General features: G+C 39.8%; 4 protein-coding genes and 1 pseudogene. All 5 read right to left on the bottom strand.

Annotated elements, in window-relative coordinates; all coding sequences use genetic code 11:
* On the bottom strand, positions 1-683 hold a 683-nt coding region (locus tag BUA16_RS17730; protein WP_143150557.1), incomplete at its 3' end, for a Gfo/Idh/MocA family protein.
* 485 nt (positions 684-1,168) lie between these two features.
* Positions 1,169-4,516 (bottom strand): VCBS repeat-containing protein, encoded by a 3,348-nt coding sequence (locus BUA16_RS17725; protein ID WP_072766049.1) that lies wholly within the window; start codon positions 4,514-4,516, stop codon positions 1,169-1,171.
* A 95-nt stretch (positions 4,517-4,611) separates the two neighbouring features.
* Positions 4,612-6,186, bottom strand: a complete 1,575-nt coding sequence (locus BUA16_RS17720; protein WP_072766048.1) for a RagB/SusD family nutrient uptake outer membrane protein — start codon at positions 6,184-6,186, stop codon at positions 4,612-4,614.
* A 12-nt stretch (positions 6,187-6,198) separates the two neighbouring features.
* Positions 6,199-9,303, bottom strand: coding sequence for a SusC/RagA family TonB-linked outer membrane protein (locus BUA16_RS17715; RefSeq protein ID WP_072766047.1), 3,105 nt, complete (start codon positions 9,301-9,303; stop codon positions 6,199-6,201).
* A gap of 38 nt (positions 9,304-9,341) precedes the next feature.
* A pseudogene (locus BUA16_RS17710) lies at positions 9,342-9,776 on the bottom strand (gfo/Idh/MocA family oxidoreductase); the annotation flags it as partial.

The following is a 9,776-nucleotide window of genomic DNA, read 5'->3' as shown; positions in this document are numbered from 1 at the left end:
CGCCACCTGGCTTCCGAGGTTCCCTTTTCGCCAAATTCAACGCCACCGCCATAGGCTTGCTTACCATCGTTGAACTTTACGGCCCTAAGATCGTGTTGGTAGCCACATCTGAAGTGAGACAGTTCTCCAAAAAGGTTTTGTTTTACCATATTAAGCACCGCCAATACATCCTGACGGTAATTAACGTTTTCCAGGATCATTAAATGAGATCCGGTTTCTTCGTGGGTATTGACCAAGTCCCAGCACTCTTCCAAGGTATTGGCTGCGGACACTTCCAGTCCGGTATATTTTCCGGCTTTCATAGAATCTACGGCCATTCTGGTATGCCACAACCAAGGAGTTGAGATCACTACGGCATCGACATCTTTCAAAGCCAACATGTTTTTGTAATCCATGTCGTTTTTTCCAAAGACTTTGGCCTTTTTCTGTCCAGCTTTTTCTATTTTTTCTTGTGCTATGGTAATTCTGGCCGGATCTATATCACATATAGCGGTAATTAGTACATCGTCCCTTTTTAAAAGGTTGTTTAGGTGGTTGGTTCCTCTAAGACCGACGCCTAAAACAGCAACTTTTACTTTTTCTATATTTTTCTTATAGGAATTTCCTAAAGATATGTTCGGAAGAATGGCAATACCAGCTGATGTTATCGCGGTCTTTTTGATGAAATTTCTTCTGTGATTCATGGATTCTTAATTTTACGGAAATGTTGTAGCAACAAATATGGCTTTTGTATCTTTTTGTGAGGTGGATAAATTTGACGATTTTGGGGTAAATTTTTTGAAAAGCTTGTCTTTTCGTCATGTCTGAGACCAAACTGTAACTATTAGAAGGTTATATGGCTTGGAGGCTTATGTCAGAATTGCTGTAATATAAGCAGATTTGTTTAGGGTGAAACCTCCTCGGAACGGATCGGCTTCATTGCTAATTTTATCTGAGTTTAGCCTTCTTTTCTGAATCTTCCTGATAGGGCGGGATACAAAAGGAGGACCGATAGCTATTTAGTGTTTTTTTTTGCAAGTAGACACGACACGATTTAAATTGATGATTTTTTTTAAAAAAAAAGGTTTGCCCAGCACTACTTTTAGTGCTGGGCAAACCATGACAGAAGCGCAATATATCCATCAGCTTTTGGGCTGTCAGGAGGAGAGATGCTACTGTTTTTATAAAACTAGTTCACCTTAATTAGGCTGAGTTCCCCATTGTTTTTGGCAATTAAAATAGCTTTACCATTAGCTAAATTAATGAGGGCAGCATCCTTAACATCGCCCTTGGCCCAAAGATTTGATTCTTGGTTGGGCAAGTATTCAAATTCTTGGTTGTTGGCCCCTACTAACAGAAAACCGTAACTGGCATCGTTTCTAGGAGTTTCTACCTCTGAACCGTATAAGTTTCCAAGCAATAAAATATCTTTTTTCTTGTCTTGATTATAATCATCTACAAATATTCTATTTACAGAAGACAATTGTACCCGGTTGGGTAGGGGTGAAAAAGTGAACGTGTCCCCTTGGTTATACAATATGGAAGAAGCAAAATCAGTGGCTTCATAGGAAATACCTTGGTTGAGTTTATCGCCATAAATTTCATTTATCGAGGCACTTCCAAACTCGTTATAGGTTTTAAATTTTTCTTTGATAAAGGGCATTTGGTCAGAGGAACACTGACGTCCACGAACCGGATATACCGTACTGTCTTGCTGATAGCCTAAAACAATATCTTCTTTTTGGTTATCATCAAAATCATTGATGTACATGTAAAATGGCGCTTCAAAGCTTGCCTTATACTTATAATTTAGTCCTAAATTCCCAGCAATGATATCCATATCTCCATCATTGTCTATATCATCTAAGGTTAAACTACTCCACCAACCTATATTTTTATCCAAGCCGTAAGCTTTGGTCTCGTTTTTAAAATACCCTTCTTTATTTATGAAAAGCTCTATAGGCCCCCATTCATTGGCCACCAAAAGATCTGGATAGTTATCATCATTAAAATCGTGCCATACTGCGGAGGTTACCATAGTGTGATTGGCCATTTCAGGAATTACGGATTCAGTTACATCTGTAAATTTAAGGACCCCATTGGCACTTTGGTTTTCCAATATATAGCTCTTTGTCATACGACCATAATGGCCAGGTAATACTCTACCCCCTACAAAAAGATCTAGATCGCCATCCTGATCATAATCGGCCGCAACAACCCTTAATCCACTATTAGTGATTTTCGGTAGTGCAGCAGTTGATTTTTTAAATTTCCCACTGCCATCATTTTCATAAAGACGATCCAAATAATACAGATCATCTGGGGCTTTTTCCGTCCCTCCACTGATTACATAAAGATCTAGGTCGCCATCATTATCGGAATCGAAAAATATAGCTCCTACATCTTCATGGGCGCTATCCTTGGCAAAAGCTTGTGTAGTACTGCTAAATTCTCCTTTAGAGTTTTGAAGGAATAATTGGCTAGATTGACCTTTTGCTCCGCCAATAAAAAAATCGTCCAATCCATCATTATTCACATCAGCGACAGCCAGTGCAGGGCCTAGTTGTGACATTCTGTGAGGTAATAAGGTTTCCTCTAAAAAGTCGTTAAAATCGTTTTCTGTATGCTTAAAGTTTATCTTGGAGGCTTTTGTAATGTCTTGGAAGATGCCTTTTTTAGGATCTTGATAGACATATTTTTTAACACTTTCCTTATTGTATGCCAAGGTCACGGTTTTGTTGATGGCTATATTTTTAAATACCTCATAAGTATTGTTTGGCCAAATAACTTGTACACTGTCAACCTTTTTGTCTTGTCCAATTCCAAAATGCAAGGTATGTGCCATGGCAGATTGGAAACCTCTGGTGAAATAATTTTCCAAATATTGTTTGCCAGATTTTGAATAAAGGATAACACGAGCACCAAGGGCATTCACATTTTCCGAAGTACCGCGTAATTTAATAGCTACATAGTTGTTTTTATTGGTGTTGCTATTGTTTTGGTAAATGAAAGAAATGCTCGAGGAATTGTTCACCACAATATCTAAGTCTCCATCGTTGTCAAAGTCGGCATAAGCTGCCCCGTTAGAATTGGAAAGGGGTTGCTTAAAGTTCTGTTTGATGTATCTTAAGTCTTCTCCATTGTTCAGGAAGAAATAATTTTCTTTTTCCCGAGTAGGCATTTTGCTCAATAGGTCGGCTATATAAGACTCGGTCTGAATTTCCTTTTTTGCAATAACTTCTGCTTGTTTTTGCTTTCTGTAGTTGACAAAATCGTTGTTCCTGAAATCTCTTTTTATACCATTGGATACAAACAAGTCTTTTTTTCCGTCATTATTCATATCGAAGAATAAAGGAGCCCAACTCCAATCTGTACTGGTAACTCCTGCGATTTGGGCGATATCGGAGAATTGTGGATTGCCGCTTTCTTGTTGAATTCCACTGTTCAGTTGTATTGCATTATACATGTATTGGTGGTGTAATCCTAAGCCTACATGTTTGTAAAATTTAGCCGGATTCATACCGCTCATACTGGTTTTCTGGGTGTAATTGTCCTCGGCCATCATATCCACGGTCATGATATCCAATAGTCCATCGTTATTTATGTCGGCGATGTCGTTCCCCATTGAAAAGTTAGAAACATGGCCGAAGGCATCTAGGGATATTTCCCTAAAAGTACCGTTTTTATTATTGATATATAGGTGGTCTTTTTCAGAAAAATCGTTCCCCACATAAACATCGGCCCATCCGTCATTGTTAAGGTCGCCGATGGCTACTCCCAAACCAAAGCCTAGGACATTGTTGATGATTCCGGCTTCATCGGAAACATTGACAAAATGTCCATTGTCGTTACGGTATAATCTTTCTCCTCTAAATTCAGATTTTTGGTCGATTAACTCTTCCATCAGATTCTCATCGTATAATTCGATTCCGTGGTTGATGACAAACAAATCCAAATCGCCATCCTTATCATAATCAAAGAAGGTCGCTTGGGTGGTGAAATCGGGGAAGTCTAAGCCGTAGCTTTGGGCTTCATTTTTAAAAACGGGAATACCTTGGGCATTGACCCCTTGGTTGATCAGTAATTCGTTCCTTCTTTTGTTAGGGTCCGAAATTTTTCCAGATTTAGAATAATAGATATCCATCAAACCGTCATTATTGATATCTATTACCGTTACCCCAGTGCCAAAACCATATCCTCCGGTAGCATTGGCGGCTTTGGAAACATCTTCGAACTGCATGTTTCCCTTATTGAGGTATAATTTGTTTTCAGATAGGCTACTGACAAAGTATATGTCGGCCAAATCATCATTGTTAAAATCGGCTACAGCTACGCCCGAACCGTTGTAATAATATTCATAGAACAGGCCGTTCATGTAGGTGTTTTCTTTTAGCTCGTTTAAAAAGTGTATACCCGTAGTTTCCGCGGTTAAAACAGTATATAGTGGTTCGGTTTCTAAAGGAGCGTCTTTTTTTTCTGCCTGCTTATGGCTGCATGATGCTAATAAAACGCTTAAAAATAACAAAGTCTTTTTCATAATGTGAAGATACAATTTATGGCTAAAACAAAAACCCACTTAAACAAAGTTTAAATGGGTTTGAAGAAATAAAATAGCTAATTCAAATCCTAATTTTATTCGTACCCAGGGTTCTGGGTCAGGTTGGTGTTAATGTCAATTTCGCTTTGTGGAATTGGCATTAAATAATCTCTGTCATTCCAGTTTCTTGTCTCCCAAATAGCTTTTCCGGTTCCGATAAGGTTGCCCTCGCTATCCATGTCCATTCTGTAAATGTTCAACACTTCTGTGTTTCCGGCAATACGCCATCTTCTGATATCCCAGAAACGGTGTTCTTCGAAAGCAAGCTCTATTCTTCTTTCGTGTCTTACCTTTTCACGGAGCTCACTCTGGGTGCTCAAACTAATCAAAGGCATATCGGCTCTTTCTCTCACTTTGTTGATCGCTGCAGTAGCCAAATCTAGATCTTGTCCTGCCTCTATCAATGCCTCGGCATAGTTAAGATACACTTCTGCCAAACGGATAAATATCCAGTGTTGGGTGCTTATTTGATTGTGGTTGCGCTCTTCTTGTATGAATTTCTTCATAGAATATCCGGTTCTGGTGAAATCACCATTGGTAGCAATTCCTGCATCTCCACCTGGTCTGTGGTTAATAGTAACCCCTTTCCATTGTGCACCGTCATATAAGATAGAAGCATAAAACCTTGGATCTCTACCTTCATAAGGGGTAGACATATCGTATCCAGAACCTGGCTCTTCTGGCTTTAGGCCAGTAGCTTTCATTTCGTACTGATCAACCAAATTTTGGGTAGGTCCTGTACCGCCCCATCCGCTGATAGGACCAGTTGATTTTGGGGTGTTAAAAAGGTTGGCATAGTGTCCTTTGTCCGGATCTTTAAATTGTACATCAAAAATCACTTCGGGAGTGTTGTCGTCCAAGAAAACATTTTGGTAGTCGGCATCCAAAGAGAAGGCCTCAGCATCTAGGACAGCCTTCGAGGCAGCTGCAGAAGCTTCGAATTTTCCTTCGTATAAAAGAATGCGTCCTTTTAATGCTGTTGCGGCAGCCCAGCTTCCCCTGGTACTAGAAGCAGCATTGCTGTTTTCGAAAATACCGGCAGCCTTGTCCAATTCTGAAATAACAAAATTTAAGGTTTCTTCCTTTGTGCTTCTGCTCACTAATAAATTTTCATCTTCCAAAGATTGTGGCTCGGTAATAATTGGCACTCCACCGAAGGTTCTTAATAGATAAGAATAATAAAAACCTCTTAGAAAATGGGCTTCGGCCTTTAGTCTGTTTGTTAAACCTTCAGAACCTTCTAGCTTGTCGTAGTTTTGAATAAAATTGTTTAACCTTCTGATCTGTGCATATGCGTTAGACCATAATCCGTTAAAGGGTGAATTATCGGTAGTGATGTTCGACGTATTAAAAATGGTGTTCGATGCTGGCCAAGGATAAGAGTTCTCGGCATCATCGGTCGCTGCATCCAACATATACCATCCACGGTTGAAACCATGAGGTATACCAGAATAAACCTTGTTTAAGAATACCTCGGCAAAGGCCGGGTCCGTGAATATTACTTCCGAGGATATAGCTGTCTGTGGGTCTAATTCTATGGAGTCACTGGTACAAGAGTACTGTGCCGAAACCAATAAAATTAGCGCTAGTAATTTATTTATTTTTTTCATGATTAGTTAAAATTATAATTGAATATTAAATCCAAGGTTAACTACTTTTTGTTGTGGGTAGAACCAACCTCTTTGTTGTGGGTTCTCTGGATCTAATTGTTTGATTTTTGACCAAGTAGCCAAGTTTCTGCCGTTTAGGTAAATTCTTAATTTATCCAATCCTAATTTCTCGATTACTTGATCAGAGAAGGTATAACCGATTTCGATGTTTTTGAAACGGATATAATCTCCAGACTCTAACCAGTACGAAGAAAATCTTTCGTTCACTGCATTGTTCGATAAAGAAAGTCTTGGATATGTTGCACCAGGGTTTACTACGTTGCCATCGGCACCTATTTGGGCTCTGTCCAAGTGGGCATCAAATACCTTTCCACCGTTAAAGAAAGCAAATGCAGCTTCGTTGGATAAGTACATGTCAAAGTTTCCTGCACCTTGGAAAAGGGCGGCAAAATCCCATTGTCTGTAGGTGAAACCTAGGTTAAGTCCGAAAGTTACTTCCGGAATATTTCCTTTCCCGATAACGGTTCTATCATCGCTGTTGACAATGCCATCTCCGTTGATATCAGTGTATCTAATATCACCTGGTTTTGGGTTTTGGGTCTGATAAACAGCCCCTGCATCTCCTGATTGTGTTTTAGCATTAGCGTTCGCAGCATCTATTTCTGCTTGGGTAAGCCATAATCCGTCAGCCATATAACCGATTCTAGAGCCGGCTTGGATAGGTTTTCCGGTACGCTTGATTAAATCGTTTACAGACTCGGACTCAGCAATATCAATTACTTTGTTTTTGGCGATACCAATGTTGAAGTTGGCGTAATACTGAAACTCGTTGATGTTATGGTTGTGGTTTACAACCACTTCAATACCTTTATTGTCTACCACACCAATATTTTGCAATGGCAACTGTCCACCAAAAGTACCTGGAACTTCCAAGGCGCTAGTGGTTAAGATATCCGACGTTCTTTTGTAGAACATATCGGCCTCAATAGAGAAAAGGTTGTTCCATAATCCTAAATCAATACCAAGGTTGTAGGTCTTCGCCTTTTCCCAAGTAGTTGATGGATCAGGGATACCGTTACTCGAAAGTGTTTTTACAACATTCCCGTTATCTACGAAAGCTTCGTTAAACGAAAATACTTCAATATAACGGAAAGCACCAATGTTGTCACTTCCTAATTCACCATAAGAGGCTCTTAGTTTTAAGTTGTTTATAACATTAGAATCTTTTAAGAAATCTTCTTGCGAAATTCTCCATGCAGAAGAGAAAGAAGGGAAAAATCCAAATCTAGAATCTTTACTAAATTTATAAGACCCATCATACCTACCGTTAAATTCTACTAAATACTTACTGTCATAACTATACGTAAACCTACCGGCATATCCCAAAATAGCAGTTTCATAAGTTGCATTGCTATTGGTTCTTGTAGATTCGTCTCCAGCGACGAAATAGTCAATAGAAGTTCCTAAGAAGTTTGTTCTACCGGCACTTAAAATATTAAATTTGGAAGTATTTCTAGAGAATACGAATTTACCGCCAAGATCGTGTTTTCCAATGGAGGTAGAATAATCCAAGATAGCTTCAGTAGTTAGCTGGTATCCTTGTGCTTGAGATTCGGATAAACTGGCAGTTTCTCCTCTGTCGGCCGGCGTACTTACAGAAAATTCCCCAGTTGTTGGGTCATATGAGGTGTAAGAGGTAGGTACACTGAAAGATTTTGACCTTCCCACGAAATTGTCGCGGTCAGTGTTGTTTCCTCCTGCTGATCGGTCATAGGCCACTTGGGTCAGTAAGCTTAAGCCTTCGGCAAATGGGAAATCTATTTTTAAAGCCAATTTAGATTGAAAGGCAAAATCTTCAGAATCGTTATACCCGCCATTTTTAATTTTAGGAATGTTGCTGAAAGAACTGTAACCGCCATTTGAAAATTGGTTGACCTCTGTTGGAGGTGTTCTCATGATGTTAGAAAACAAGGATCCAGTGCCTATTCCAGGACGATTTTTATCTTCCAAATTACCACTGAAATCTGCCTGGAAATTCACGTAATCCAAAACGTCAACATCTATGTTGGTTCTAAAGTTAAAACGGTTATAGCTGTTGTTGTCATACAGACCTCCTTGGTGTAAGTATCCTAAAGAAGTATAGTATCTGGCCTTCTCGTAACTTCCCATCACACTAACATCGTGAGACTGGATCATAGAGTGAGAATCTAGGGTCTCGTCTATCCAATCCGTATCAGGGTGGGTGTCTGGACTAGAACCATCTTGGTATTTTTGCAAGTCTTCAGGGGTAAAGGCTGCAGGTTTACCATCGTTAATATTGGCTTCATTATACAAGGTAGCATAGTCATATGAACCTAGGAAATCTGGCATTCTTGTTGGCACCTGAATCCCGGAATAAGAATTTACACTTAATTGAGGTTTGGATGTTCCTCCTCTTTTAGTAGTCACCAAAACTACCCCATTAGCGGCACGCATACCGTAAATGGCAGCTGCAGCTGCATCCTTAAGAACACTGATAGTTGCAATATCGTTGGGGTTTAACGAGTTAATGCTTCTCGGGATTCCGTCTACCAAAACTAATGGTGAGTTAGAATTCAAAGAACTCAAACCTCTAATGTTGATACTGGCAACATCGGCACCTGGCTCTCCCGATGATTGAACAGTTACTACCCCAGCTAGCCTACCAGATAAGGCGCTACTAACGTTGGAAGTACTGTTTTTTACAAGATCGTCCGACTTCAAGGTAGCTATAGATCCGGTTAAATTTACTTTCTTTTGTTTACCGTAACCTACTATTACGACTTCTTCTAGTTGTGCAGCATCTTCTTCTAAGGCTATCGTGTAATTACTTTTGCTACCTACTAGCATTTCCTTGGTTTTGTATCCTAAATAGCTAATGACAAGTTTGTCATTTGTGGCTGCCTGTATGGCAAAAAGGCCATCGAAATCCGTGGCGGTTCCAGTAGTTGTATTTTTAATAATAATACTTGCCCCAGGAATGGGATCGTTGGTGGCTGCGTCTACAACCGTACCTGTAATACTCCGTTCTTGTGCTTGGACAGAATACGAGAGTACTAACACGAGAAGGAATAATCCTTTTGTAATTAGTTTTTTCATTGATTTAGTTTGAATTAATATTTAGTTGTGTTTGTAGTTTAATAATTTTCTTTCATCCAATTGTATGGCGCTCTTTTGATCCAGTTTCCTCTGGTAAAATCCGGGAAATCCTGTGGGGCTCCATTATTTTCAATAGACAGCTCGGACAATGGGGTCACTGCACTCCATGCCGCCGCGTCATAGGCATCCATCGGGGGTGCTATATTTTCCTTGGCCGATTCTACAAAGGCGTTCATTACAAAAAAATCAATACCGCCATGGCCTGCTTCGGTAGCACCTTTACCGTGCTTCTTCCAAAGTGGGTGGTCGTATTCCTTGATGTATGAATCCATGTCTTCCCAGCCATGTCCTTCGGTTTTTCCTTCGATATGAATCCTTTTGGTATGGTAGTCAAATTCGGAAATTCCGCTTACCCCTTGTACTCTAAAGCCTAAAGAATAAGGTCTTGGCAGGTTACAATCGTGGGTTACGAT

Origin of the sequence: Arenibacter nanhaiticus (assembly GCF_900141935.1) — a bacterium.
Classification (GTDB): domain Bacteria; phylum Bacteroidota; class Bacteroidia; order Flavobacteriales; family Flavobacteriaceae; genus Arenibacter; species Arenibacter nanhaiticus.
Note: the sequence above shows the minus strand (reverse complement) of the source record. Positions and strands in the feature narration are given on the sequence as shown.

Bases quoted from the DNA above. Each gene is read 5' to 3' on its own strand.
- BUA16_RS17725 (WP_072766049.1), bottom strand. From the start codon at position 4,516: ATGAAAAAGACTTTGTTATTTTTAAGCGTTTTATTAGCATCATGCAGC.
- BUA16_RS17720 (WP_072766048.1), bottom strand. From the start codon at position 6,186: ATGAAAAAAATAAATAAATTACTAGCGCTAATTTTATTGGTTTCGGCA.
- BUA16_RS17715 (WP_072766047.1), bottom strand. From the start codon at position 9,303: ATGAAAAAACTAATTACAAAAGGATTATTCCTTCTCGTGTTAGTACTC.